Below are 23105 nucleotides of genomic sequence, written 5' to 3'. Positions count from 1 at the left end.
CGTGCAGCAGCGACTCCCCTCCCTCCTCGACCCGCCGATCACCTTCGCCCACCGGGGCGCGAAGGCGTACGCGCCGGAGAACACGATCGAGTCGTTCGCGCTCGCGCTCAAGCTCGGAGCGACCGGTCTGGAGAGCGACGTCTGGATCACCGCCGACGGCATCGCGGTGCTCGACCACGACGGTGAAATCCGCGTCGGTCGTTTCAAGAAGCGGCCGATCGGCGAGCTCCGCCGCGCCGAACTCCCCGAGCACATTCCCACGCTGACCGAGCTGTTCGAGGCCTGCGGCACCGACTACCACCTCTCACTCGATCTGAAGGGGCCCGGCACGGGTCACGAGGTCATCCGGACCGTCCGGGAGCACGCTCCCGAGCTGCTCCCCCGAGTGTGGCTGTGTCACCACGAACTCGATGCCCTGGCCGAGCTGCGCGGGCTCGACGACGACGTCAAGCTCGTCGACTCGACCCGCCTGCACCGGATCGACGAGGGCCCCGAGCGCCGGGCCGCCCGCCTGGCCGAGATCGGCATCGACGGCATCAACCTCCGCAAGGCCGATTGGAACGGCGGTCTCGTCGCCCTGTTCCACCGCTTCGGTCGCACGGCGTTCTCGTGGGACCTCCAGCACGAGCACGTGTTGCGCCCGGCGTTCCGTATGGGGATCGATGCGGTGTACAGCGACTACGTCGACCGCATGGTCGACGCGTTCGACGCGGAGATCGGCTCGGGCGACGTCGGCTGACGGCTCAGAGCCACTGCCACGACGAACGCGGCCAGAACACGACGAACGCCCGCCCGACGAGGTCGTCGTAGGAGATCGTGCCGAGCGCCCGACTGTCTTGCGATCCGGGTCGGTTGTCGCCCATGACGAAGACGTGCCCCTCTTCGACGATCAGCGGCTGGACCGACAAGCCGCAGTTGCCCGGGGTCACGACCGTCGGGTCGAGGTAGGGCTCGTTGAGCCGTTGCGCCGGCACCGAGTCGCTGGGGTCCTCGTCGATGAAGACCTCGCAGTTCTCCATCCGGATCTCTTCGCCCGGCAGGGCGATCACACGCTTGATCAGGTCGCGTTCGGTGGTCCCCGTCAGTTCGTGGAGCACGACGACGTCGCCGCGGTTGGGGTCGCGGAGGCGATACGACATCTTGTTCACGAACACACGGTCGCCGGTGTCGAGCGTCGAGTACATCGACGTGCCCTCGACGACGAAGTGTGCGAGCAGGAACGTACGGACCAGCACCGCCACGAGCAGCGCCACGCCGACGACGACGACCCAGTCGAAGAATGCCCGAGCGCCGGGCGGGAGGCCGGTGCTCCGGGGCTCGTTCACGGGAACGTCGGTATCCCTCGCCGTGGCGACCGGACGGTCGGAGGGGGCGTCGGAGAGTTCGGTCACGGAGCCGTCACGGTACCCGAGGCGAACGCCGGTTCGGCGTCATCACCGCTACAGGGATTCGATGAGCTTTTCGACCCGCTCGTCACGACTCTTGAACGGGTCCTTGCACAAGACCGTCCGTTGCGCCTGATCGTTGAGCTTCAGGTGCACCCAGTCGACGGTGTAGTCGCGTCGGCGCTCCTTGGCCCGCTTGACGAACTCGCCGCGCAACCTCGCCCGCGTCGTCTGCGGCGGCAGGTCGATCGCCGTGTCGATGTCGGCGTCGACACAGACACGTTCGACCAGACCTCGTTGCTGCAGCTTGTAGAAGGGGCTGCGCACCCGCGACACGTCGTGGTACTGCAGGTCGAGCAGCTGCACCCTGGCGTGCCCGAGCGACAGGCCATGACGTTCGCGGAACGCTTCGAGCAGCTTGTACTTGATCACCCAGTCGACCTCCCGGTCGAGCTTGAGCGGATCGTTCTCCAGCTGGGTCATGCAGTGTTCCCACATCTCGAGCGCCCGCTGTTCGAGCGGCGGGAATCCGTGGCTGTCGGCGTACCGGAGTGCCCGATCGAGATACTCCCGCTGGATGTCGAGCGCGCTGACCTCCCGCCCGTTCATCAGGCGGACCGTTCGGCGGCACGTGATGTCGTGGCTGATCTCGCGGATCGCCCTGATCGGGTTCTCCAGGGTCATGTCGCGCAGCACGACGTTGCTGTCCTCCAGCATGCGCAGCATGCACGCCGCGGCGCCGACCTTGAGGAACGTGGCGTACTCGCTCATGTTGGAGTCGCCGACGATCACGTGGAGTCGCCGATACTTCTCGGCGTCGGCATGCGGCTCGTCGCGGGTGTTGATGATCGGCCGGCTCCGGGTCGTGGCGGAGCTGACCCCCTCCCAGATGTGCTCGGCCCGCTGCGCGATCGAGAACGTCGCACCCCGAGCGGTCTGCAGCACCTTGCCGGCACCGGCGTAGATCTGCCGGCTGACGAAGAACGGGATCAACACCTCGGCGTAGTGCGCCATGTCGTCGTCACGCCGCGTGAGGTAGTTCTCATGACAGCCGTAACTGTTGCCGGCCGAATCGGTGTTGTTCTTGAACAGGTAGATCGTGCCGCGGATCGATTCTTCCTCGAGCCGCTGCTCGGCCGACTCGACGAGCGACTCGAGGATCCGCTCCCCCGCCTTGTCGTGGACGACGAGGTCGTAGAGCGAGTCGCACTCGGGCGTCGCGTACTCGGGATGCGACCCGACGTCGAGGTACAGCCGAGCGCCGTTCTGCAGGAAGACGTTGGACGAGCGCCCCCACGAAACCACCCGGCGGAACAGGTATCGCGCGACCTCGTCAGGACTCAGGCGGCGCTGCCCACGGAGAGTGCAGGTGACGCCGTATTCGCTCTCGATGCCGAAGATCCGGCGGTCCATGCGCGAACCGTAACAGCCGGAGCGGTCGGTCCCCCTCCGGTCAGGATTCCTTGGCGGCCAGTTCGGCGGCGTGCTTCTCGGTCATGTCGGTGACCGCCTGCATGTTGCGCTCGGCGAGATGGGTCCGGCCCTCACGCGCCCGGGCCTTGGCGTCGAGCGTGCTGGAGGCCTGCCCCTGGAAGTGCGGGAACACACGCTGCGCGATCAGTTCGTAACTGCGCTTGGTCGCCTCCGGGTTCGCCCATTCGTGGGCCAACGTCATGTAGCACCCGAAGCCACCCGACTGCTTCTGCAGCCGCTCGATCTGTGCCACCGCATCGTCAGCCGTCCCGATCGAGCCGAGCCCCGAGTTGTTGACGAAGTCGATCGCCTCCCGGACCGCTCCGGCGTCGCCCACGTCCATCTGCGGGAACGCGGCGGTGTGCTGGAAGTAGTCGAACCACGGGACGATGCCGTGCTCGACATCGCGATAGGCCTGCTCGCGACTCTCGGCGATGTGCATCATGCCGACGAGACGCCACTTGGCACGATCGGCGACCGTGCCGAACGTCGCCGCTCGTTCCTCCATCACGTCCCAGTGCAACGCGAGGACGTCGAAACCGGCCTCCATCGTCGCCCCGATGCTCAACAGCCCGATGCCGTGCTTGCCGGCGAGTCGGGGACCCGTCGGCGACGCCACCGCCGGCACCGCCATGTCGAACAGCGGATCCGAGTAGGGCCGCAGGTGCAGACGGGCATCGACGAGGTTCCAGGTCTTCGTCTGGCTCGTCACCGGTTCGTCGGTCGTGAGCAACTGCATGATCACGTCGAGTCCCTCTTCGAGCAGGGGACGCGTCTCGGTCGGGTCGAGACCGAGCATGATCGCATCGGTCGGCAACGAGCCGGGGCCGAGCCCGAGCATGAATCGCCCACGGGTCATGTGGTCGAGCTGGACCGCTCGCTCGGCGATCATGAAGGGGTTGTGGTACGCCAGCGACACGACACCGGTTCCGAGCCTGATGTGCTTGGTCCGCTCGGCAGCGGCAGCGATGAAGATCTCCGGCGAGGCGATGATCTCGGTGCCGGCCGAGTGGTGCTCGCCGATCCACGCCTCGTCCCAACCGAGTTTGTCGAGGTGCGCGACCAGTTCGAGATCACGCTCGATCGCCAAGGTCGGGTTCTCGCCGGCCTGATGGAACGGCGCCATGAATATTCCGAAGCGCAGACGGTCTGACATACGAACACCCCCAGTGATTCGACGGACATCTCAACCGTAGCGATGCAACCTGATCCGACTCCCAGCGGAGTGCTGCCCGACCGTCGACACGTCGTCGGGGTGCACGACCGCGATCACGGGGTACCCACCGGTCGTGGGGTGATCGGCGAGCATCACGACCGGCTCACCGCCGGGCGGGACCTGGATCGCTCCGCTGACCAGCCCTTCGCTCGGCAGCTCGCGCTCCACGATGCGCTCGATTCCGTCACCGGCCAGCCGGACGCCGATCCGGCTCGTGGTCGTCACCGTCCACTCGGTCGAGACCAGATGGTCCCACGAGCGATCGGAGAACCAGTCCCGCCGCGGGCCCGGTGCCACGCGGACGACGAGGTCGAGCTCGCGGAGTGGCACGTGGTCGACCGCGGTGTACGCACGGGACGCCAGCCGCCGCTCGAGGCCCTGCCCTTCGGTCAGCGGTGCAGGCCCGAGCCCGGCCAGCGTGTCGCGAGAGGCGGAACCCAGCACGGTCTCGACGTCGAATCCTCCGCTCACCGCGACGTAGTGCCACAGCCGGCCGCGTGCCCCCGGGCGCACGACGATCCGCTCCCCCGCTGCCAGCGTCGTCGGTGCGAGGTCGGCGCTGGTCGCCACGACGACGGCTGCCGTGGCCTCGAGTTCGAGACCACCACAGGTCTCGATCACGACCGATGCGGGATCGTTGCCGACCAGGCGGTTGACCAGTGCCGCCAGGCCGCGGTCGACGGCGCCCGCGGCCCCCACCCCGAGGTGGGCGAGACCGGGTCGGCCCCGGTCCTGGAACGTGGTGGCGATCCCGGGTCGTACGACCTCGAACGCGGGCGCGCTCATGTCGCCCGCCGGAATCGCACGACGACGCCGGGTTGCAGCACGGCCGGAGGGTCGCGGTCGACATCGAACATCGGCCGATCGGTCGTGCCGATGAGGTGCCAGCCGCCGGGCGACGGGCGCGGGTACACCGCGGTGTACTCGGCGGCGATCGCCACCGCGCCGGACGGCACCCGGGCGCGGGGAGATGCCCGACGCGGCAGGTGCAGCGCCGCCGGGAGACCCTCGAGGTAGCCGAACCCGGGAGCGAACCCACAGAACGCCACGCGGTACTCGCCGGCGGCGTGCAGTTCGACGACCTCGTCGATGGTCAGGCCCGACGCCGTCGCGACCTCGGCGAGGTCGGCACCGTCGTACACCACGTCGATCGTGACCGTCGCTGCGTCGGCCACCGTCGACAGGGGAACGACCTCGTCGAGCCGGGCGACGGCGGCGTCCAACGCGACGGGGTCGGCGCATTCGATCAGCACGGTCGTCGCCGCCGGGACGACGTCGACGACTCCCGGCACGTCGAGCGCTCGCAGACCGAGTGCCCACGCAGCCGGCGGCGCCGGCAGGTCCTCGACGATGACGGCGGCGAGCCCCATCGGCAGGATCCGCATTACGTTCGCCCCCGTCAGATCACGAACGAATGGAGACCGACCGAGGCGACCTCGAGACCGGCGCGGACGGCCCGGGCCATCTCGACGGCTCCGGGCGTGTCGCCGTGGATACAGATCGAACGAGCATGGACCTCGACCGCGGTGCCGTCGATCGCCTCGACGCGATGGTCGACCGCGATCGAGACGGCACGGGCTGCGACGGTGGCCGGATCGGTCAGGACGGCGCCGTCCGCCGAGCGCGGCACGAGGCGACCGTCGGCGAGGTACCCACGGTCGGCGAACGCCTCGGCAACCGGCTCCATGCCCATCGCGTCGGCGACGGCGAGGAGCGGCGAACCCGGAGCACCGAGCACGGCCATCGACGGGTCGTATTCGTGCGCTGCAGCGACGACGGCCTCGGCCTGCTCGGGGTGGGTGATACAGGCGTGGTAGAGCGCGCCGTGCGGCTTCACGTAGCCGACGCCGGTACCGGCGACCTGGGCGAACCCGTCGAGTGCACCGAGCTGGTAGAGCACGGCGTCGCGCAGTTCGGCCGGGTCCATGTCGATGAATCGGCGCCCGAAGCCGACCAGGTCCGGATACGAGACCTGAGCGCCGATCGTCACGTTGCGATCGGCGGCCGCCTGGCACACACGTCGGAGTGTCGACGGGTCGCCGGCGTGGAAGCCGCATGCCACGTTGGCGCTCGTCACGAGGTCGAGCATCGCCTCGTCATCGCCGAGTTTCCAGGTACCGAACGATTCACCGAGGTCCGAGTTGAGGTCGATCGCTGGCACGCAGCCGAGCGTAGACGAGGTGCATCGACGGCGACGGTCGCTCGGACCGGTCGACGGCCGGGTGCCAAGATGGCGAACGTGTCCGAACCACCGGCGGCGCTCCCTCCCCTGCCTCCCTCACCGCTGCCGGGCGACCTCCTGGCCGGATGTCGGGCGGCGTTCCTGGCCAGCGCGGTCCGGACGGTGCGAGCGTCGCTCGAGGTGCACCGAACCCACCTGCGGATCTGCACGCCGGCAGTGGTGGAGGTGTCGGCGTACGCCCGTCGCCTGGGCGTCGAGGATCTGGTCCTGTCGTTCGAACAGATCTCGCTGATCCGCCCGGTCGGCACCATGACCGCAATCGTCGAACTCCCCCATCGGGCCGCGATCGCCCTGACCGGACCCTCGGTCCGGTCCACCTTGGCCGCAGCCGGCGACGCGCTCGCGGTGCGACCGCGCCGATTCCGTCCGTTCTTCGTCGGGTTCTGGCTCATCAACCAACGGTCGGGCCGGGTGTACGATTCGCGGCCGCTCCCCTGACGGCCGTGACTCAGGCGTAGTACCCGAGCACGTCGACGATGAAGTGGGTCGAAGCCGAAGGGGCGCAGTAGACGCGGATGAGGCGATCGGCACCGATCCCCACCATCGATGAGTTGGCCAAGGTCGTGCCGGTCTCGGTCCAGTTGATCGTCGAGGCCGTGATGCCGGTTTCCGCACCCGGCGTCACCTGGAGGTAGCCGGGTCCGACCGTCTGGTCGACGGTGAGGTTGTACAGGATCGCGGTCGCTCCCTCGGGCACGAGCCCGGGCACCGTGACCGCACCGGTGACGACGTCTCGACCGTCGGCGACCGAGATCGCTCGCGCCTGGCCGGGGTCGAGTCGGCCGAACGGCGCCACGGGGACACGGCTGTCGTACACGCGCGTCGGCGTGACGGGGTGGAGCGCTCCGGCCGATGCCGGACCGGCGATCTCCCGGCGATCGGTCGGGCTGACCATGGCGTAGACGGTGCCGCCCGTCTGGTGGATCTCACCGGACGAGTAGGCCTCGGCGTTGCCGAACGTATGGTCGTTCATGGCGATACGACCCGAGCCGAGCGCCAGGAGGTCACGTCCGCCCGGGGCGTTTCCGGCGACGCCGACGCCGCCGAGACCGTCGGTCGCGTCGTTGTCGGCCCGGACCGTCGGCGTCCCGGTGCGGCTCGACCCGTAGAGCGCCGACGAGTTGCCGGAGGTGCCGTCGTTGAACAGGCTGAACGTGGGGCCGGGGAACGAGCCGTCGAGGGTGGTGGTGTCGGTCACGGCGTTGGAGAGATTCTTGACGACGTCGTCGGGATCCGCGGCGGCGACGCGTTGCCCGCCGCCGACGGCCGTCCCGGCGACGAGTCCGGCGGCGGTTCCTGCAGCGACCCGCAACAACTGGCGTCGAGAACCCATCACGGCTGCGGGTTCGTCGTCCGGGCGGTCGGGCACCGAGCTCCCGCTCCGCATCGACGCGAGCTCCTCGCGTAGGGCGGCGACCTGATCGCGGAGTTCGTCCAGCGCCGGCTCCGTGGCATCGCGCTGATCGTCGGCTGAGTGTCGGGGCTGCGGGTGTCGGTGTCGCATCGAACTTCCCTTTCGTGTTGGTTCGTCACCCAAGGGCCTACCCAGGACCACGATCCGACAAACGGGTGCGACGTCCGTCGCGTCCCACGATCAGCGGACGAAGCGGTCGAGGGCGTTCGCGGTCACCCGTGCGACCGAAGCGTCGTCGGCCAGCCCGAACACCCAGTCGGTGGTCCCGATCGTGACGACCTCTCCACCGTCGGGACCGAACGGTCGACACGTGAGCATGACGGCGTTGCCGTGTCGGACCTTGCGCCGGTTCGGTTCGTCGTTGCGCCCGTGGATCCGCTCGGCGATGAACTCCAGGTCGCCCTGGTCGCTCAGCGCCGCGATCGAGGTCGGGTAGTCGCCGACGCCGAGGTTGCTCGACGGGACGTGACCGACGATCTCGATGTCGGTCGGCAGGTCGTGCCCCGGCGCTACGATCGGCCGCTGGAACTCGTCCAGCTGGATCGGGCATCCGACGGTCTCGTACCCGACGACGCCGTGGTCCGCACCGAGCACGTCGCCGTAACCGAGCCCCGTGCCCTCGACCAGCCAGTGATCGGGCCGGTACACGATGAAGCCGCCGACGCCGCGAGCCGTGGCGTTGCCGAACCGGTGGTACAACCCGAAGGCCGAGCCGGCGCCGAGCACGCTCCACTCGGGTCGGCCGACCACCGGGTCGGCCCACATACCCGACGTCAGATCGGGGCGACCGTCGGCGATCACCGGATCGTCGCGGTGCGCCCGGTACTTGTGGCAGACCATGTTCGTGGCGCCGCCCGCGCGCTCGAGACGGACCTGCCAGAACATCGTGTTGCCGGAGCAGCTGACGAAGCCGCCGCCGGCGGCAAGGTGCGTCTCGACGGCGTTTCGCTGGCCGGCGGACCAGTACTCGTCGTGGCCGATGCTGATGACCACGTCTCGGTCGTCGAGCAGGCTCGGATCGTCGTCGAGGTCGGCCGAGACGGCGTAGTCGAACTGGTAGCCGGCGAGCTCGGCCCATTCGACGAACCGGCGGCCGTGGGTGAACCAACCGGCCGAGCCGATCGCCGACGGGAACGCATTGGTCGTTCGGTACTCCTGGAAGATCAGCCCGTCGGCGTCGGGGGTTTCGCCGCGCCGGACCGGTCGTGACTTCCGATCGTCGCGTTCGACCTCCCTGCGGCACAGCATCCCGCGCGCGAACGGCCGGTCGAACGACACCGTCGACCCGCCCGTGTAGAGGCTCCGGCCACCCCACGTGTTGTACGCGTTCCAGGTGTTGGTGTCGAGCACGTACAACGCTCGCGACCGGGCCGTGGCGCCGCCCCGCACGACGAAGCAGGCGTGCGCGACGTCACGACCGGCGGGGGCATCGGCGGCGGTCAGGGTGACGAGGTAGAAGCCGGAGCGCCACGACGCGTCGACGGGGATCTCCACCGAGACGGACCAGCGACAACCGGCGGCGTCGGCGTCGGGCGGCGGAGCGGTGTACGACCCCGGCAGGTCGGCGTGGCGCCACACCGTCTCGCGTCGGCCTCCCCACCGTTCGACGACGACGTCGTACCGCTCGGCTCGCGTCGACACGCGCAGCCCGACCGGCTCGCCGGCGGTGCTCAGTGGCGTGCAGTACCCCTCGATGTCATCGTGGAAGGTCTGGTCGTCCGCCACGATCTGGTGCGGTCAGGTGGCCAGTCGGTCGGCGATCTCGCCGTCGGACAAGCGCTGGAAGCAGCGACGCCCGTTGCCCCGGGCGAGCACCCCGACCTCGAGGTCACCGGCGGGGATCTCACGATCGGGTGTGGCGAGCGCGGCGACGCCGAGTTGCACGGCCGCGTCGAGCGACATGCCGTCGGCGAAACCCTCGGTCAGACGTTCACCGATCACGTCGGTGTCGCCACCGAGCACCGCGGTGTCGCGCTGGTCGACCACCGTCCCGTCGTAGAGGATGTGGAACATCTGGTCGCCGGGCGCCTCGTGTCCCACTTCGGCCACCAGGATCTCGACCTCCATCGGCTTCATCTCGTGCGTGAAGATGTTGCCGAGGATCTGGGCGTACTGGTTGGCCAGCGTGCGCGCATCGACGTCGTCGCGCGAGTACTGGAACCCCTTGAGATCGGCCGCGCGGATGCCGGCCACCCTGAGTTGGTCGTACTCGTTGTACTTCCCGACTCCGGCGAATGCGATCCGGTCGTAGATCTCGCTGATCTTGCGCAAGGTCTCGGACGGGTTCTCCCCGATGACCACGATGCCGTCGACGTACCGGATCGCGACGAGCGCACGGCCCCGGGCGATGCCCTTGCGCGCGTAGTCGGCGCGATCCTTCATCACCTGTTCGGGGGCGACGTAGAACGGGGTACTCATGATTCGTCTCCGTCGGCGATCACCGGGGCGATCGGTTCGGATCGGGCCAGCACCTCGGAGGCGATGTCCTCGAACGTGGTCGTCAACTCGGTGTCGTCGACGCGGGTCCAGCCCTCGGCGGTGACCGTGGCCACCACCGGGTAGATCCCGCGCAGCGCGTCGGGCCCACCGGTGGCGGAGTCGGCGTCGGCGGCCTCCCAGAGGCTCCGAGCGACCAGGGAAATCGCCTGATCACGGGTCATCGACGAGCTGAAACCGACCTTGATCACGGTGCTGGCGTGCAGGCTGCCGGATCCGGTGGCGACGTACTCACGCTCCTCGTAGCGACCACCGGTCACGTCGTAGGCGAACAGGCGCCCGATCCGACGTCGGAGGTCGTAGCCGGCGAAGATCGGCACGACGACCATGCCCTGCATCGCCGCCGGCAGGTTGCCGCGGACCATGCCGGAGAGTTGGTTGGCCTTGCCCTCGAGGCTGAGGGTGGTGCCCTCGACCTTCTCGTAGTGCTCGAGTTGCAGCTGGAACAGCCGGATCATCTCCATCGCCGGGCCGGCGGCTCCGGCGATCGCGACGCCGCTGTACCGGTCGGCCTGGACGACCTTCTCCATCGTGCGGTGCGAGATCAGGTTGCCCGACGTGGCTCGACGATCGCCCGCCATGACCACGCCGTCGGCGTAGCGCAGCGCGACGCAGGTGGTGGCGTGGGGGACGTCGATCGGGCCATGCACGTCGGCGGCGGCGCCGAAGCCGCTGCGCCGGAGGAGCTCCGGGAAGTTCGAGCCGGGGTCGGTGGTCGGGTCGAAGAACGGCATCGCCACCGTCACTGACCGCCCTTCTGCACGTAGGACTTCACGAAGTCTTCGGCGTTGGTCTCCAACACCTCGTCGATCTCGTCGAGTAGATCGTCGAGTTCGGCCTTGAGCTTCTCGCCCGACTCGCTGGTGGCCGGGGCGGCTTCGTCGACCACCTCGGCATCACGATCGCCGGTCGGTTTCTGTCGATGTGTTCGTTCAGCCATGTCGAATCCTCCCCTTGGTCGGGCATCACTGCCCGAGTCGATCGAGCAGTTCTGCAGCAGTATCGCACTCGTCGATCAAGTTACCCACGTGATGGGCGGTGCCACGCAACGGCTCCATCATCGGCACCCGCCTGAGCGGGTCGCGGCCGACGTCGAACACGAGCGAGTCCCAGTTGGCGGCGACCACGTCGTCGGGGAACTTCTGGAGGCATCGCCCTCGGAAGTAGGCGCGCGTGGTCGTGGGCGGCTGCGTCATCGCCGACTCGACGTCGGCGGCCGACACCAGGGTGTCGAGACCGACCCGGTTGGCCAGACAGCGGTCGGCGCGCAGGTCGTGGTACTGGATGTCGATCGCCTTGAGTCTCGGCGAGTCGGCGTCGAGCCCGTGGCGTTCGCGGAACCCGTCGACCAGGCGTCGCTTGGCGACCCAGTCGACCCAGTGGCCGACCGACGACGGGTCGGACTCGAGGCCGGTCAACACCGTCTCCCACCGTTCGAGCACGTCGGCGCCGGTCTCGGCATCGACCGACTCGAGGCCGTGCGTCTGCTCGTACTTGCGGGCCCGCTCGAGGAGCCCCCACTGGATCTCGAGCGCCGTGGCCCGGCGTCCGTCACGCATCGTGACCGTCCGGGTGAGCGTCGGATCGTGGCTGATGCGACGGATCGACGACACCGGGTTGGCGATGAGCAGGTCGTCGCCCAGTTGGTCGTCCTCGATCATGGCCAGGACGATCAGGGTTGTGCCCACCTTGAGATAGGTGGCGACCTCGCTCATGTTCGCGTCGCCGACGATCACGTGCAGCCGGCGATACTTCTGCGGGTCGCAATGCGGCTCGTCACGGGTGTTGACGATCGGTCGTTTGAGCGTGGTCTCGAGACCGATCTCCTCCTCGAAGAAGTCGGCGCGCTGGCTCAGCTGGTACGGCACCTCACCGGCGGTGCGGTTCGGCTCCTCGCAGCCCACCTTGCCGGCACCGCAGAAGACCTGCCGTGTGACGAAGTGGGAGGTGATCTGGCTCGCGATCCGCCCGAACGGGGTCTCGCGGTTCATCAGGTAGTTCTCGTGGCATCCGTAGCTGTTGCCCTTGCCGTCGGAATTGTTCTTGTAGATCACCATCTCGGCACCGGGGCCGAGGATCTCGTTCGCGTGGGTCATCGACGAGCGGATGATCTCGTCGGCGGCCCGATCCCACCGCACGACGTCGAGCGCCGTGGTGACCTCGGGCAACGAGATCTCGGGGTGGGCGTGATCGACGTAGTAGCGGGCACCGTTGGGCAACACCGCGTTGACCAGCGACGATTCGATCTCGGGCGGGAACACGTCGTCGAGGTTGAATCCCCGGGCGTCGTTGGCGGGTGACTCGTCCTCGAAGTCCCACCCGACCTTCTTCGACGTGGCGCTCACGTAGGCGTTAATGAGGAGCGACGAGGCGGTGACCGGGTTGTTGTCGGCGCCGCGCACGACGATGCCGTACTCGGTCTCGATGCCGCAAACCTTCCGGATCGCCATGACGCGACCCTACTGCCGCCCGGCCCGGCAGCGTGGTGCGCCGGCGTCCCGAAAACCGAGGCGATCCGCAAAAAACTGTGAGAAGGTCGTCGCATCGTGCTCTGGACCGGCATCGACACACACCGAGGAGCCATCGACATGCCATCACCGTTCTCGTTCACACGCCGCACCACGCTCGTCGGCCTCGCCGCCGCCGTGACACTCTCGGCGTGCGCCCGAGCGTCCGAACCGGCCGCGCTCCCGACGGTGCCCGAGGCGACCACGACGACGATCGTCGCGACCCCCACGACGGCCGCAGCCGATCCGACGACGTCGGAGGCGACCACCGTTCCCCCGCCCACGACCACCATCGTCCCGACCACGACCGCCGCCCCGGAATCCACCACCACGACCGCCACCACGACCGCCACCACGACCACCACCACGACCACCACCACGGCCGCGACCACCGTGGCACCACCCGCCACGACGACGACCACGACCGCGGCACCTGCGTCGGCGACCGATCCGAGCGCCTCGGCGTGGATCGAGGGTGTCGAGGAAGGTGACCCCGAGGTCACCAGCGACGGCGTGAACTGCCTGGGTTTCTACGAGGCGATGGGCGCCACCGGCTACTCGGCGTGCGGAGAGTGGAACGCCCTCGGCGGTCGCCGCATCTGGACCGTCACCAAGGGCGCCACCGACCGCTTCTTCGCCGTGGTGTGGCAGGAGACCGGCTCGTCCCAGTGGGTCCCCCGTCTCCGCCTGCTCGAACCGTCCGCCGGCACCTGGTCGTCGGTCGTCCTGCGGGCCGCCGACATCGACGGCGGTCCGAACGAAGAACTGATCTCGGGCATCCGCTCCGAGGGAACCGGCGGCTACCTCGACATCGACGTCATCGACGCGATCGGTGGCAACCCGTCGGTCGTCGCCCACGTGCCCGGGGCCGACCGGGGCATCGCCTCCACCGAAGCGAACCTCGGCGTGTGGATCTACACCGCGGTGTCCGATCCCGACGAGCCGAATTGCTGCCCGTCGCGCTACTCGCAATACCTGCTCGCCTCCGACGGCGGCGATTGGATCCTCAGCGAGGGCGCCCCCGGTGTGCCGACCGACATGGTGCCCACCGGCGAGTTCTGAACGGCGTCGCCGTAACGTGGATCCCGTGATCCCCCTGTCCGTCCTCGATCTCTCCGTCGTCCGCGAAGGTGGTACGTCCGGCGAGGCACTGCACGACACGACCGAACTCGCCCGTGCGGCCGACCGGCTCGGCTTCGTCCGGTTCTGGGTGGCCGAACACCACAACATGGCCACGGTCGCGAGCACGTCACCGAGCGTGCTGATCGCCCACCTCGCCGCCTCCACCCAGCAGATCCGGGTGGGCTCGGGTGGCGTCATGCTGCCCAACCACGCTCCCCTGGCGATCGCCGAACAGTTCGGGCTGCTCGAGGCGCTCCATCCCGACCGCATCGACCTCGGCATCGGACGCGCTCCGGGGACCGACCCGATGACCGCCTCGGCCTTCGGGCGGCCGCCGCACCAGAGCGTCGAGCAGTTCCCGCAAGATCTGATCGAGGTGATGGGCATGCTCGGCGACCGTCGCCGTGAGGACGGGATGTGGACCCGGTTCCGGGCCACACCGGTGCTGACGTCGTCGCCGATGATCGCGCTGCTCGGTTCGTCGGGGTTCAGCGCCCAGCTCGCCGGCATGCTCGGCCTGCCGTTCGCGTACGCCCATCACTTCGACACGGGAGCGACCGACGTCGCCACGCAGCTGTATCGCGACCACTTCACACCGTCGCCCGTCCTCGACGAGCCGTACCTGATCGTGGGCGTCGGGGCCCTGGCCGCCGACACCGACGTCGAGGCCGAGCGGATCGGGTTGCCCGGACGGATCCTCCGCCTGGGGATTCGGACCAACCGCCGGCACCCCCTCGTCACGCCGGAGGCCGCCGCCGAGCATCCCGACGCCGATGCGGCGCGTCGAATGCCGACCGACCAGCTGATCGGGTCGGCCGAGCGGGTCGCCGAGGGTCTCCGTGCACTCCGGACCCGCACCAAGGCCGACGAGTTCATGCTCACCGCAGCGACCTACGACGTCGCCGATCGTGTGCGCAGCCTCGAACTCATCGACGCGGCGCTGCGCTGATCAGTCGGCCATTCGTTCGAACCACCGGCGGACGTCGCGGTCGCTGACGATCGGGTTCGTCATCAGGTCGCGCTCACCGTTCGAGCCGCTGATCCGGACCGCCGAGAACCTCCGAGCGACGAACTCGACGGTGAGGTCGGCCCCGGACACCTGTCGCCGACGCTGTGCGAGCGTGGGGATCTTGACCGCATCGGCGGTGACCCGCCAGGACGAGGTGAAGATGATCAGGTCGAGCAACCAGTAGAGGCCGACCACGAACAGGACGGTCGCGGGGAGCCGAACCGCCCACGCGACGCCGGCGGTCAGGCTCGTCGCCCCGGCGGCGAACGTCGCGACGGACGCGACGGCGGCCTTCACCCAACTCCGCCAGGACAACCTCAGGGTGATCGGCGGCACCGCTGATCAGAGGTACTGGCCGGTCTGGGTGCGCTCGATCGTGCGACCGCCCATCGGACCCGAATCGGTCTCTTCGGAGACGAGCGTGCGGATGAACACGATCCGCTCGCCCTTCTTGCCGGAGATCTTGGCCCAGTCGTCGGGGTTCGTCGTGTTCGGCAGGTCCTCGTGCTCCTTGTACTCCTGCTTGATCGACGCGACCAGGTCGGCGGTGCACACGCCTCGATCGCCGCCGCCGATGACCCGCTTGATCGCCAGCTTCTTGGCACGGCGCACGATGTTCTCGATCATGGCCCCCGACGAGAAGTCCTTGTAATACAGGACCTCCTTGTCGCCGTTCTGGTAGGTCACTTCGAGGAACCGGTTCGCGTCGTCGTCGCGATACATCTCGTCGACCGTCGCATCGATCATCTCGGGCACCGACTCCGCGGCGGCGATCGGGATCTCGTCGGTGAGATACCTCGCGAAGATCTGCCGTGCGGCCACCGCATTCGGACGCTCGATCTTGATCTTGACGTCGAGTCGACCGGGCCGCAGGATGGCGGGGTCGATCAGATCTTCGCGGTTGGTCGCACCGATCACGATCACGTTGCGGAGGCCCTCGACCCCGTCGATCTCGGCCAGCAACTGCGGCACGATGGTCGACTCCATGTCGGAACTGATGCCCGAGCCGCGGGTCCGGAACATCGAGTCCATCTCGTCGAAGAAGACGATGACCGGCCAGCCCTCCTCGCTCTTCTCGCGCGCCCGCTGAAAGACCAGCCGGATCTGGCGCTCGGTCTCGCCGACGTACTTGTTGAGCAGCTCAGGGCCCTTGATGTTGATGAAGTACGAGCGCCCTTTGCCTTCGCCCATCGTCTCGGCGACCTTCTTGGCCAGGCTGTTCGCGACGGCCTTCGCGATCAGGGTCTTACCGCACCCGGGCGGCCCGTACAGCAAGATGCCCTTCGGTGCCGGCAGCCGGTGTTCGGCGAAGAGTTCCTGGTGCAGGAACGGCAGCTCGACCGCGTCGGCGATCGCCTCGATCTGGGTGTCGAGACCTCCGATGTCCTCGTAGGAGATGTCGGGCACCTCCTCGAGCAGGAGATCTTCGACCTCGGGCCGCGGCAGCTTCTCGAGCAGCATGTTCGAGCGCGGGTCGAGCCGCATCATGTCGCCGTTGCGGAGCCGGTGACCACGCAGGACGGTGGCGAGCTCGCACACGCGCTCCTCGTCGGCGCGGCCGACGACGATGGCGCGGATGCCGTCGTCCATCACCTCCTTCAGGGTGACGACCTCGCCGATCGACTCGGGTCGCCGAGCCTCGATCACCGCGAAGCTCTCGTTCAACGCTACCTCGGCGCCCAGCTCCAGCATCTCGTGGTCGACGTCGGGGTGCAGCTGCACCTTCATCTTGCGGCCGCTCGCGAGCACGTCGACCGTGCCGTCGTCGTTCTTGCCGACGACGACGCCGTAGGCGTTCGGTGGCTGGGTGAGCTTGTCGACCTCGTCGCGGAGTGACGCGATGTGCTCACGCGCTTCGCGAAGCGTGTAGCTGAGCTTCTCGTTCTGGGCGGTCGCCTGGGCGAGCTGCCCCTTGGTCTCGAGGAGTCGTTCCTCGAGCGAGCGCACACGATTGGGTGTGTCGGCCAGCCGTGACCGGAGGTGCGAGACCTCTTCGACCATCACGGCGACCTGCGCCTCGAGCGCTGCCACGTCCGCGCCGATCGGCGCCTCGCCGGTGTCGCCGCTGTCGTCTGGAGTCGGATCTGCCACAGGCCCTCCCCGGGGTGGTCGTGCCGTTGTCCGGGAACTTACACGGAGACTTCGGCTCGTTCCCAGCATCTATGTTTCCACGAACGACACCGGGTAAACTGCCCGGGTATCACGATCCCCTCACAAGGAGACACGAAATCACATGAAGGTCTGGATCGACCAGGATCTCTGCACCGGCGACGGTCTGTGCGAAGAAATCGCCCCCGACGTGTTCACCCTGCTCGACGACGGCCTCGCCTATGTGGTCGAGGGCGACAAGATCTTCGCCAAGGCGAAGGGCAACCCCGAGGGCGCCGAGGGGCTCGCCGAGTTCCCCGACAGCCAGCTCGATGCCGTCATCGAGTCCGCCGAGGAGTGCCCCGGCGAGTGCATCTTCATCGAGCCCTGAGCGCTCGCTGAACCATCTCATGTCGACGGCCCGACGTCCCGCGACGTCGGGCCGTTGCGCGCCCGCCGACGCTCGCCGATGCGACACGGCTCCGTGTCGCGAATTCGGGCTCACCACGCACTTCTCAGCGACACGGACGGCGGCGGCCGAGCGGGTGACGCCATGACGAGCGAGCGGACACGGCCCGAGGTCGAGATGGCCTGGTTGCCGTTGGAGCACACGTACGCCGACGAACTCGTCGGATTCGGCGCGCCGTGGGAACCCACCAAGGCTCCTGCGCCGGAACTCGTGCAGCTCAACACCGCGCTGGCGACCGAACTCGGCCTCGACCCCGAACGGCTCCGGTCCGACGATGCCGTCCGGGTGCTCGCCGGCGCAGCGGCACCGACCGACGCGCAGCCGATCGCCCAGGTGTACGCCGGGCACCAGTTCGGCAACTTCAATCCGCAGCTCGGCGACGGCCGCGCCGTGCTGCTGGGCGAGATCGTCGATCCGGCCGGCCACCGCTACGACCTGAGCCTGAAGGGTTCGGGCCGCACGCCGTTTTCGCGGGGCGGCGACGGCAAGGCGGCGCTCGGCCCGATCCTCCGCGAGTATCTGATGGGCGAGGCCATGCATGCACTCGGGGTGCCGACCACACGAGCGCTCGCCGCCACCACCACCGGCGATCTCGTACGACGCGACGGCATGCTGCCGGGTTCGGTCCTCGCACGGGTGGCATCCAGCCATCTCCGGGTCGGCACGTTCCAGTTCTTCTCCTCCCGCGGCGACGTCGATCGCCTGCGTCGGCTCGTCGACTACACGATCGCCCGGCACGACCCCGATCTCTCCGACGCTCCCAACCCGCCGCTGGCGCTGCTCGACGCGGTCATCGGGCGACAGGCGGCACTGATCGCACAGTGGATGCATCTCGGGTTCATCCACGGCGTGATGAACACCGACAACGTCACGATCTCCGGCGAGACGATCGACTACGGACCGTGCGCGTTCATGGATGCGCACGATCCGCGCACGGTGTTCAGCTCGATCGACCACGCCGGCCGATACGCATACGGCAACCAGCCGACGATCGGACTGTGGAACATGGCCCGTCTCGCCGAGGCCCTGCTCCCCCTGATCGACGCCGATCAGGACCGGGCGGTCGGACTCGCGACCGAGGCGCTCGATCGTTACCAGGGCCGATACGACGACGCCTGGCTCGCGGGCATGCGCCGGAAGCTCGGCCTCGCCGGAGCCCACGACGGCGACCATCGCCTGGCCACCGAGTGGCTCGCACTCCTGGAGGCCGACCACGTCGACCACACGACGGCGTTCCGCCGACTGGCCGAGGCCGCCGACGGCACGCTGGAACACCGCGTCGGCGTCACCGCCCTGTTCGACGGCTCGATCACCGACTGGCTCGATCGCTGGAGCGCCCGGCTCACCCCCGACGCCGCCACCACGATGCGCAGCGCCAACCCGATCTACGTGCCGCGGAACCACCTGGTCGAACGCGCGCTCGAAGCGGCGGTGTCCGACGGTGACCTCGCCCCGTTCGAGCGACTGCTCGACGTGGTGTCCGACCCGTACACACCGCAGCCCGACAGCGACGAGTACGAGCAGCCGGCCCCCGACGGTTTCAACCGCGGCTACCGAACGTTCTGCGGCACATGAGTGCCGGAGCCGCACACTCGCCGGCTCCCGAGGTCCAGGCGGCCTTCGACGCTGCTCCAGAGCCCCAGCGCACAGCGCTCCGCCGGCTGCGACAGCTGGTCTTCGACGTCGCCGACGAGGTGGGTGCTGCACCGGTTCGCGAAGAACTGAAGTGGGGCCAACCGAGCTACACCGCTGCGCACCGGCACGAGAGCACGCCGGTCCGACTGGCGATGGTCAATGACGACGAACGGTTCGGGTTGTTCTGCCACTGCCAGTCGTCGGTCGTGCCCGACTTCCGGGCGGCGTTCCCCGACGACTTCGACTACGACGGCAACCGCGGCATCCTGTTCCGGCCGGGCGACGACCTCCAACTCGACCGCCTCCGGCTGTGCGTCGAGCACGCGCTCACCTATCGCCGACGCACACCGAGCTGACTTCGCGCCTGGCGCGCCCGGTCAACGGACGCGTTCGATCTTGCGGTCGGTACGCATCGCCCGGTTGCCCTGGCCGAGGAACCGTGCCACCGTCAGGAACGCCGTGTGGGCGACCATTCGGTGATCGGGCCGAACCGCCTGACCGTCGACCTTCCAGCCACGGTGCAGCACCTCGACGGTGCGCACATCGATCCAGCGGCCCTTGAACTGCTCGCTGACCTGCATCGCCTGTGTGATCGACGGCGTGTAGGCGAGACAGACCCCGCCGGGCGCGAGCACCGACTCGAGATGCGGGATGACCTGCCAGGGCTCCGGCAGGTCGAGCACGGCCCGGTCGAACGGTCCGTGGGATTCGTCGATGCCCTCGTAGCTGTCGGCGATGTGGACGTCGAACCGTTCCATGGCCGATTCGCCCAGGAACTCGCGGACGTTCGCCTTGGCACGGTTCGCGAAGTCCTCGCGCACCTCGTACCCGACGATGTCGGCACCCCACCGCAGCATCGTCATCGACAGCGCACCCGAGCCGACGCCGGTCTCGAACACCTTCATGCCGGGTCCGATGTCGGCGAGCATGCAGATCGGCGCCAGGTCTTTCGGGTAGATCACCTGGGCGCCCCGCGGCATCTCGAGGACATAGTCCTCGAGGGTCGGGCGCAGCACCGTGTACTCGGCACCCTTCGTGCTGTTGACGATGACGCCGTCGTTGTTGCCGATGATCTCGTCGTGCGGCACGAACCCGGCGTGCGTGTGGAACTCACCGCCGTCTTGGAGGGTGAGCAGATAGCGCCGCTTCTTCGCATCGAGCAGCATCACGCGGTCACCCGCGGCCAAGGCGTTCATGGTCGTTCCGTCACTCCCCTGCGGCTTGCGCCGCCAGATATGCCTTGCGGGCCTTCTTGTTCAACACCATCTCGACGGGCACCGCCTCGACCCCGCTCACCCGGTCGTGCAGCCGACAGAACGCACACACGGGAGCGTCGCCCGAGTCGGGCTCGGTCGTTGGCGCACCGCACGACGTGCACGCGACCAGTTCGCGACCGGTCGTGCGCCGGTGTTCGGCCAGGATCGGCGACATCTTGTCGACGAACTCGAGGTAGAACGCCGACTTGGACCCGGGCGATTCGCGCTCGATCGAGTTGAGTGCGTCCTTGTACGCCAGGTGCTTGTTGCCGAGCGCCATCGGGCACTCCTCGACCTGGTAGTCGATACCGCGCACGATGCACCACGCCGCCATCTCGCGCTCGGTGAGACGCATCAGCGGCTTCACCTTCTTCGGGAAGCCGTCGCGTGCCGGCAGCACCGGATACTGCCGTGCGAGGTACTCGACGTCCCACCGCAGGGCGTTGCCGAACAGCACCGCCGCCTCGTCGTCGAGGTTGTGACCGGTGACCACGACGTCGTAACCGCCGTCGAGCGCCGCCTTGTCGAAGAGGTGCCGTTTCGAGAGGCCGCAGGCCGAACACGGCACCCGCTTCGTGACCTTCGCCGCGGTCGGGACGTCGTAGTCGTACTCGTCACGCAGGTCGATCGTCGTCAGCGTGAGGCCGCGCTCCTCCGCGAACTCGCGGGTGTAGTCGCCGCTGACGTCGCTGTACTCACCGATGCCGAGTCCGATGTACAGCCCGTCGGCTCGATAGCCCAGCTCCAGGAGGATGTCCCACACGGCGAGCGAGTCCTTGCCGCCACTGACGGCGACGAGGATCTTGTCGTCCTTCGACAGCATGTCGTGGTCGTGGATCGCCTTCTCGACCTGGCGCCGACAGAGCTGGAGCAGATGTTCACCGCAGAAGTTCGCGTTGTGGCGTGGCAGGTCGATGATCGCCCGTTCGCCGCACACACGACACTTGCTGTAGTTCATCGCACGTCCTTTCGATCACGAGTTGTGCCAGGCACAACTCGTGATTCAGCCACCGGAGATGACGGGGCGGATCTCGATCGTGTCGTCGTCGTCGAGCCGTCCGTCGCCGGGTACCAGTGTGCCGTTGCGGATCACCAGGAACGACTCGCGATTCATGTCGAGCTCGTCCAGGAGCTGATTGACGGTCCGATTGCCGTCGACGGTGACCTCGCGCTTCGGTTGGCGCAGTTTGACGATCAAGAGACGTCGCGCAGCCGCGCCTGTCGGGCCCGAGCCCGGCGATTCCCGGCCCGTGACGTCGCCCACAGCTTCCCGAGCGCCTTGTGCTCCTTGAGCGTCGGCGGTTCCATGCCGGCCTTGCGCAGCTTCTTGAGTTCGCGCTTGGTGACCGGCTGGGCGGTCGCGAGCTGCATGTAGCGACCCTTGCCGAGCTTGGCGGTGTCGATGACCTCGACGTTCTTGCCGAAGAACTTCTTGATCGACGCCTTGCCGAACACCCAGACGGCGACCGCCTTCCAGAGCGTGCTCTGTCCGAACACACCGGAGTAGAGCGCCTTGCGTCGGATCAGGACCGCCGGACGGAGCGCTCGTGGGAGCAGTGCCATCTCAGATGCGCTTGATCTCGACGAGCGTGGTCTTCTTCTTGCCGCTGCGCTTGCCGAGCAGGAAGAAGATGATGATGAGCACGAGGAGCGCTGCGCCACCGGCCGCTGCCAGGGTGCTCTTCTTGTCGTCGACCTTGCCCTGGATGCCGTCTTGGAACGCCTGCAACTTGTTCTGGAGGTCGTCCGGGGAGATCTTGGTGTTCGTCTGCTGCTTGCTCATTGCTTGTCTTCCTTCTCGAGGAACGTCTTGTTGACCTGGGCCATCGCCAAGGCGATGACGAGTACGCAGACCGCCAGGACGATCAGGTACGGCAGCCAGGAGAGCCGCCCGTCGGCGATGTCGCTCATCTCCGACTGCACGAGCCGGAGCAGCCCGAGGAGCAGGAGCGACAGGCCGATGCCGAGGCAGATGGCACCGGCCGCACCGTACGCGATCCAGCGCCCGGCGCCCCGGAGCGGGCCGACGGTCTCCTGCTTGGCGTAGGTCTTGACGAACTCGACGACCTCGCCGATCGAGGCCTGTTCGTTCTTGGGTCGGGGACTGGGGACGTCGTTCGACATGGGAGCCTGTTCTATCACGAACGACGGAATTCCAACACGGCTGCCACATCGTCGAGTGCGTCGTCGAGCACGTCGAGACGCTCGTCGAGACCCGGCGCGGCCAGCATCCGGTAGCGATCGGACGGCCCGAGCGGTGCGAGCGATCCGAGGTGGTAGACGGCGAGGAGCGGATCGTCGCTGATGTCGGACGGCGGTGCGGTCTCGTCGCCGAGTTCGGCGGCGAGCGCGTTGAGGTCCAGGATCCGCGCCCGCGCCCGTGCGAGGCGGGCACGGCGTGCCTCGTCGTCGGTCGTCGACGCCGCCGACGCGTCGTGTCCGACGTCGGCGTCGGCCCACACGTCGACGTCTGCCACCGGATACGGGTCGTCGGGCAGCCAGGCGTTGACACGGAGCCGATCGGTCCCGACGGCCGCAAGCACGTACCGACCGTCGGGCGTCGCCTGCATGTCGAGGATCCGTGCGCTCGTGGCCACCAGGGCTCGCTCGTCGCCTCCCCCGGCCTCACGACCCTTGGTGATGAGCGCCACTCCGAACTCGGGCGGACGTTCGTCGTCGGCCAGGATGTCGCGGAACATCCGGAGGTACCGGTCTTCGAACACGTGCAACGGCAGGACGCCGCCGGGCAGCAGGACCATGCCCAGCGGGAACATCGGCATCACGGGCATGTGA

Annotated in this window: 28 protein-coding genes; 7 read left to right on the top strand and 21 right to left on the bottom strand. The window is 68.2% G+C overall.

Annotation, left to right across the window (positions count from 1 at the left end):
• The first annotated feature begins 1 nt into the window (after nucleotide 1).
• The gene (locus R8G01_03400) at nucleotides 2–739 is read left to right on the top strand and encodes a glycerophosphodiester phosphodiesterase (protein MDW3213016.1); all 738 of its coding nucleotides are present in this window, start codon (nucleotides 2–4) and stop codon (nucleotides 737–739) included.
• A 4-nt stretch (nucleotides 740–743) separates the two neighbouring features.
• Here the strand turns inward: R8G01_03400 and lepB are convergent, their stop codons facing one another.
• From lepB to R8G01_03370, 6 genes are read right to left on the bottom strand one after another with little or no spacing between them, the layout of a single operon-like run.
• A complete protein-coding gene (gene lepB / locus R8G01_03395) occupies nucleotides 744–1391 on the bottom strand; it encodes a signal peptidase I (protein ID MDW3213015.1) in 648 nt (215 codons plus the stop codon).
• Nucleotides 1392–1439: 48 nt separating this feature from the next.
• The gene (gene pafA, locus R8G01_03390) at nucleotides 1440–2798 is read right to left on the bottom strand and encodes a Pup--protein ligase (protein ID MDW3213014.1); all 1359 of its coding nucleotides are present in this window, start codon (nucleotides 2796–2798) and stop codon (nucleotides 1440–1442) included.
• 40 nt (nucleotides 2799–2838) lie between these two features.
• Nucleotides 2839–4014 carry an LLM class flavin-dependent oxidoreductase gene (locus R8G01_03385; GenBank protein MDW3213013.1) on the bottom strand — a complete coding sequence of 392 codons (1176 nt, stop codon included), beginning with the start codon at nucleotides 4012–4014 and terminating at the stop codon, nucleotides 2839–2841.
• Between the two features lie 30 nt (nucleotides 4015–4044).
• Nucleotides 4045–4860 carry a biotin-dependent carboxyltransferase family protein gene (locus R8G01_03380; GenBank protein MDW3213012.1) on the bottom strand — a complete coding sequence of 272 codons (816 nt, stop codon included), beginning with the start codon at nucleotides 4858–4860 and terminating at the stop codon, nucleotides 4045–4047.
• Nucleotides 4857–5459, bottom strand: a complete 603-nt coding sequence (gene pxpB / locus R8G01_03375; protein MDW3213011.1) for a 5-oxoprolinase subunit PxpB — start codon at nucleotides 5457–5459, stop codon at nucleotides 4857–4859. The genes R8G01_03380 and pxpB overlap by 4 nt, the downstream gene beginning before the upstream one ends.
• 14 nt (nucleotides 5460–5473) lie before the next feature.
• Nucleotides 5474–6235 (bottom strand): 5-oxoprolinase subunit PxpA, encoded by a 762-nt coding sequence (locus R8G01_03370; GenBank protein ID MDW3213010.1) that lies wholly within the window; start codon nucleotides 6233–6235, stop codon nucleotides 5474–5476.
• A 78-nt stretch (nucleotides 6236–6313) separates the two neighbouring features.
• On the opposite strand from R8G01_03370, the gene R8G01_03365 reads away from it, so the two are divergent.
• Nucleotides 6314–6754, top strand: coding sequence for a hypothetical protein (locus tag R8G01_03365; GenBank protein ID MDW3213009.1), 441 nt, complete (start codon nucleotides 6314–6316; stop codon nucleotides 6752–6754).
• Between the two features lie 10 nt (nucleotides 6755–6764).
• Here R8G01_03365 and R8G01_03360 read toward each other — a convergent pair whose 3' ends face one another.
• From R8G01_03360 to dop, 6 genes are all read right to left on the bottom strand, one after another.
• Nucleotides 6765–7820, bottom strand: coding sequence for a hypothetical protein (locus R8G01_03360; GenBank protein ID MDW3213008.1), 1056 nt, complete (start codon nucleotides 7818–7820; stop codon nucleotides 6765–6767).
• A gap of 90 nt (nucleotides 7821–7910) precedes the next feature.
• Nucleotides 7911–9455, bottom strand: coding sequence for a DUF6605 domain-containing protein (locus tag R8G01_03355; GenBank protein MDW3213007.1), 1545 nt, complete (start codon nucleotides 9453–9455; stop codon nucleotides 7911–7913).
• Nucleotides 9456–9467: 12 nt separating this feature from the next.
• The gene (gene prcA, locus R8G01_03350; GenBank protein ID MDW3213006.1) at nucleotides 9468–10148 is read right to left on the bottom strand and encodes a proteasome subunit alpha; all 681 of its coding nucleotides are present in this window, start codon (nucleotides 10146–10148) and stop codon (nucleotides 9468–9470) included.
• Nucleotides 10145–10960 carry a proteasome subunit beta gene (prcB, locus tag R8G01_03345; protein ID MDW3213005.1) on the bottom strand — a complete coding sequence of 272 codons (816 nt, stop codon included), beginning with the start codon at nucleotides 10958–10960 and terminating at the stop codon, nucleotides 10145–10147. Before prcB ends, prcA begins: the two co-directional genes overlap by 4 nt.
• An 8-nt stretch (nucleotides 10961–10968) precedes the next feature.
• Nucleotides 10969–11166 (bottom strand): ubiquitin-like protein Pup, encoded by a 198-nt coding sequence (locus R8G01_03340; GenBank protein MDW3213004.1) that lies wholly within the window; start codon nucleotides 11164–11166, stop codon nucleotides 10969–10971.
• Nucleotides 11167–11191: 25 nt separating this feature from the next.
• Nucleotides 11192–12676, bottom strand: coding sequence for a depupylase/deamidase Dop (gene dop / locus R8G01_03335; GenBank protein ID MDW3213003.1), 1485 nt, complete (start codon nucleotides 12674–12676; stop codon nucleotides 11192–11194).
• A 138-nt stretch (nucleotides 12677–12814) separates the two neighbouring features.
• On the opposite strand from dop, the gene R8G01_03330 reads away from it, so the two are divergent.
• Together R8G01_03330 and R8G01_03325 are read left to right on the top strand one after the other, a co-directional pair.
• Complete coding sequence (locus tag R8G01_03330) at nucleotides 12815–13795, top strand: hypothetical protein (GenBank protein MDW3213002.1); 981 nt, start codon at nucleotides 12815–12817, stop codon at nucleotides 13793–13795.
• Nucleotides 13796–13820: 25 nt separating this feature from the next.
• On the top strand, nucleotides 13821–14804 hold the full coding sequence (locus R8G01_03325) for an LLM class flavin-dependent oxidoreductase (protein MDW3213001.1): 984 nt from the start codon (nucleotides 13821–13823) through the stop codon (nucleotides 14802–14804).
• Here the strand turns inward: R8G01_03325 and R8G01_03320 are convergent, their stop codons facing one another.
• The gene (locus R8G01_03320; protein MDW3213000.1) at nucleotides 14805–15161 is read right to left on the bottom strand and encodes a hypothetical protein; all 357 of its coding nucleotides are present in this window, start codon (nucleotides 15159–15161) and stop codon (nucleotides 14805–14807) included.
• 45 nt (nucleotides 15162–15206) lie between these two features.
• Entirely contained in the window at nucleotides 15207–16955 is a 1749-nt protein-coding gene (gene arc, locus R8G01_03315) for a proteasome ATPase (protein MDW3212999.1), read from the bottom strand.
• Nucleotides 16956–17097: 142 nt separating this feature from the next.
• On the opposite strand from arc, the gene R8G01_03310 reads away from it, so the two are divergent.
• The 3 genes from R8G01_03310 (at nucleotide 17098) to R8G01_03300 (ending at nucleotide 19412) form a co-directional block, all read left to right on the top strand.
• Entirely contained in the window at nucleotides 17098–17343 is a 246-nt protein-coding gene (locus R8G01_03310; GenBank protein MDW3212998.1) for a ferredoxin, read from the top strand.
• A 162-nt stretch (nucleotides 17344–17505) separates the two neighbouring features.
• A complete protein-coding gene (locus tag R8G01_03305; protein ID MDW3212997.1) occupies nucleotides 17506–18996 on the top strand; it encodes a YdiU family protein in 1491 nt (496 codons plus the stop codon).
• Nucleotides 18993–19412: a DUF1801 domain-containing protein gene (locus R8G01_03300; GenBank protein MDW3212996.1), complete on the top strand. Its 420-nt coding sequence runs from the start codon at nucleotides 18993–18995 to the stop codon at nucleotides 19410–19412. The genes R8G01_03305 and R8G01_03300 overlap by 4 nt, the downstream gene beginning before the upstream one ends.
• Nucleotides 19413–19433: 21 nt before the next feature.
• Here the strand turns inward: R8G01_03300 and R8G01_03295 are convergent, their stop codons facing one another.
• Genes R8G01_03295 through R8G01_03265 form a run of 7 tightly spaced genes read right to left on the bottom strand, consistent with a single transcriptional unit; the run spans nucleotide 19434 to nucleotide 23101 of the window.
• A complete protein-coding gene (locus R8G01_03295) occupies nucleotides 19434–20252 on the bottom strand; it encodes a tRNA (adenine-N1)-methyltransferase (protein ID MDW3212995.1) in 819 nt (272 codons plus the stop codon).
• 10 nt (nucleotides 20253–20262) lie between these two features.
• Complete coding sequence (locus R8G01_03290; protein ID MDW3212994.1) at nucleotides 20263–21270, bottom strand: tRNA(Ile)-lysidine synthetase; 1008 nt, start codon at nucleotides 21268–21270, stop codon at nucleotides 20263–20265.
• Nucleotides 21271–21315: 45 nt separating this feature from the next.
• Nucleotides 21316–21510, bottom strand: coding sequence for a MoaD/ThiS family protein (locus R8G01_03285; protein MDW3212993.1), 195 nt, complete (start codon nucleotides 21508–21510; stop codon nucleotides 21316–21318).
• A complete protein-coding gene (locus R8G01_03280; GenBank protein ID MDW3212992.1) occupies nucleotides 21507–21875 on the bottom strand; it encodes a hypothetical protein in 369 nt (122 codons plus the stop codon). The genes R8G01_03285 and R8G01_03280 overlap by 4 nt, the downstream gene beginning before the upstream one ends.
• Nucleotide 21876: 1 nt before the next feature.
• Nucleotides 21877–22095, bottom strand: a complete 219-nt coding sequence (locus R8G01_03275) for a hypothetical protein (GenBank protein ID MDW3212991.1) — start codon at nucleotides 22093–22095, stop codon at nucleotides 21877–21879.
• Nucleotides 22092–22436, bottom strand: a complete 345-nt coding sequence (locus R8G01_03270) for a hypothetical protein (protein ID MDW3212990.1) — start codon at nucleotides 22434–22436, stop codon at nucleotides 22092–22094. Before R8G01_03270 ends, R8G01_03275 begins: the two co-directional genes overlap by 4 nt.
• A gap of 14 nt (nucleotides 22437–22450) precedes the next feature.
• Nucleotides 22451–23101, bottom strand: a complete 651-nt coding sequence (locus R8G01_03265; GenBank protein ID MDW3212989.1) for an LON peptidase substrate-binding domain-containing protein — start codon at nucleotides 23099–23101, stop codon at nucleotides 22451–22453.
• Between the last annotated feature and the right edge of the window lie 4 nt (nucleotides 23102–23105).

Source organism: Ilumatobacteraceae bacterium (genome assembly GCA_033344875.1).
GTDB lineage: Bacteria > Actinomycetota > Acidimicrobiia > Acidimicrobiales > Ilumatobacteraceae > Ilumatobacter.
This window is presented reverse-complemented; position numbering and strand designations above follow the sequence as displayed.

Bases quoted from the DNA above. Each gene is read 5' to 3' on its own strand.
- dop (MDW3213003.1), bottom strand. From the start codon at position 12,676: ATGGCGATCCGGAAGGTTTGCGGCATCGAGACCGAGTACGGCATCGTC.
- R8G01_03290 (MDW3212994.1), bottom strand. From the start codon at position 21,270: ATGAACTACAGCAAGTGTCGTGTGTGCGGCGAACGGGCGATCATCGAC.
- pxpB (MDW3213011.1), bottom strand. From the start codon at position 5,459: ATGCGGATCCTGCCGATGGGGCTCGCCGCCGTCATCGTCGAGGACCTG.
- R8G01_03280 (MDW3212992.1), bottom strand. From the start codon at position 21,875: ATGGCACTGCTCCCACGAGCGCTCCGTCCGGCGGTCCTGATCCGACGC.
- pafA (MDW3213014.1), bottom strand. From the start codon at position 2,798: ATGGACCGCCGGATCTTCGGCATCGAGAGCGAATACGGCGTCACCTGC.
- R8G01_03300 (MDW3212996.1), top strand. From the start codon at position 18,993: ATGAGTGCCGGAGCCGCACACTCGCCGGCTCCCGAGGTCCAGGCGGCC.
- prcB (MDW3213005.1), bottom strand. From the start codon at position 10,960: ATGCCGTTCTTCGACCCGACCACCGACCCCGGCTCGAACTTCCCGGAG.
- R8G01_03380 (MDW3213012.1), bottom strand. From the start codon at position 4,860: ATGAGCGCGCCCGCGTTCGAGGTCGTACGACCCGGGATCGCCACCACG.
- R8G01_03340 (MDW3213004.1), bottom strand. From the start codon at position 11,166: ATGGCTGAACGAACACATCGACAGAAACCGACCGGCGATCGTGATGCC.
- R8G01_03270 (MDW3212990.1), bottom strand. From the start codon at position 22,436: ATGTCGAACGACGTCCCCAGTCCCCGACCCAAGAACGAACAGGCCTCG.
- R8G01_03385 (MDW3213013.1), bottom strand. From the start codon at position 4,014: ATGTCAGACCGTCTGCGCTTCGGAATATTCATGGCGCCGTTCCATCAG.
- R8G01_03275 (MDW3212991.1), bottom strand. From the start codon at position 22,095: ATGAGCAAGCAGCAGACGAACACCAAGATCTCCCCGGACGACCTCCAG.
- R8G01_03330 (MDW3213002.1), top strand. From the start codon at position 12,815: ATGCCATCACCGTTCTCGTTCACACGCCGCACCACGCTCGTCGGCCTC.
- prcA (MDW3213006.1), bottom strand. From the start codon at position 10,148: ATGAGTACCCCGTTCTACGTCGCCCCCGAACAGGTGATGAAGGATCGC.
- R8G01_03295 (MDW3212995.1), bottom strand. From the start codon at position 20,252: ATGAACGCCTTGGCCGCGGGTGACCGCGTGATGCTGCTCGATGCGAAG.
- R8G01_03360 (MDW3213008.1), bottom strand. From the start codon at position 7,820: ATGCGACACCGACACCCGCAGCCCCGACACTCAGCCGACGATCAGCGC.
- R8G01_03265 (MDW3212989.1), bottom strand. From the start codon at position 23,101: ATGCCCGTGATGCCGATGTTCCCGCTGGGCATGGTCCTGCTGCCCGGC.
- R8G01_03305 (MDW3212997.1), top strand. From the start codon at position 17,506: ATGACGAGCGAGCGGACACGGCCCGAGGTCGAGATGGCCTGGTTGCCG.
- R8G01_03310 (MDW3212998.1), top strand. From the start codon at position 17,098: ATGAAGGTCTGGATCGACCAGGATCTCTGCACCGGCGACGGTCTGTGC.